Source organism: Frankia sp. CoWAU3, from assembly GCF_977971855.1.
This window is the reverse complement of record NZ_CDWWXB010000098.1, coordinates 2,828-4,032: the sequence shown is the minus strand read 5'-3', so window position 1 is coordinate 4,032 and position 1,205 is coordinate 2,828. Positions and strand designations below refer to the sequence as shown.

1 protein-coding gene and 1 pseudogene are annotated in these 1,205 nt (G+C 71.8%); both read right to left on the bottom strand.

Annotation, left to right across the window (positions count from 1 at the left end):
* On the bottom strand, positions 1–779 hold a 779-nt coding region (locus AC08ON_RS10595), incomplete at its 3' end, for an ABC transporter substrate-binding protein (protein WP_476616872.1).
* Positions 780–969: 190 nt separating this feature from the next.
* Positions 970–1,205: pseudogene (locus AC08ON_RS10590) on the bottom strand (NADPH-dependent FMN reductase); the annotation flags it as partial.

Here is a 1,205-nt window from a genome sequence, read left to right as displayed (position 1 = left end):
CCGGCCGCGTGGCAGGTCCGGACCCGCTGGCCGGCCTGGGAGATCACCGCGTAGGCGGCCTGGTCGAACACGACGAGCACGGCTCCGTCGGCACCGGACCGGGTGAGCTGGGAGATCGCCGGGGTGAAGTCGCTCGTCGTGATCGGAATACGGATCTTCGGATTGATCGGACGGTTCACCGCCTTCGCGCCGCCCTCGGCCATGATGATGAGCCGGTCGCTGGCGCTGAGGTCGTAGCCGACCAGCCCGAGGCGGGTGGCTCCCGCCTTGGCGAGCAACGACGGGCAGACCGCGGGGTAGAGGGTCAGCGGGCTGATGACGTAGCTGATCGGAGAGCTGAGCTCGGATCCGTCGGCCGAGATCCCGGCCGAACCGATGGACGGGATCCCCGCGTTCTCCAGGATAGGCATGATCCCGCCCGAGCCGCTGACCTCGCCGACGACCGCGAGCACGTGCTGATCCACCGCCTGCTGGGCGCACTTCCTGGCCATGGCGGCGTCGTTCTTCTCGTTGCAGTGCACGAGCTCGACCCGGTGGCCGGCGATCCCACCCCGGGCGTTGACCCCGCGCACGGCGGCCCGGGCGGCGGCCACCATCTCCGGGTAGTTCGTTCCGGACGTGCCCACCGGGGCAATGATCATCAGTTTGACCGTTGATCCGGCCGAGGACGTGCCGGTGGCTTCGCCGTCCGAGTCGCCACCGCACGCGGCGAGCGTTCCCGCCAGCACAGCGCCCAGAACCGCCGCGGCGAGCCACCGGAGCCCGTACCGTCGTCCCACCGTGCCGCCTCCTCGTCGAGCGTGCCTCGTCCGCGTTCCGTGTTCCGGTCCCCTGCCAGGCCCCGCTGTCCCCTGCCAGGCCCCGCCACGGTAGACCTGCCTGCTCAGGACGGATACGCCCGGGTTGGCTGGGACCCGCGGGGGCCTCGGCGTGGGATCGTGCCCCGGCGTCAGAGCACCTCAGAGCACCTCAGAGCACCTGGGACCAGGCGTAGGTGAACCCCATGATCTGGTCGGCGAGGGTGTCCAGGCGGGCCGCGACGGTCCGGTCGAGCACTCGCCCGTGCGGGTCGAAGAGCGGCACCGCAGTGTTCAGGGTGACGCCCAGCGGGGTCGGCCAGCCGCGCAGGGCGTGCACCGTCGAGCGCAGGGCCGTCAGTGCCGTCCCGGCCGCCTGCGTGCCCCGGGCGCCGACGATCAGTGCGA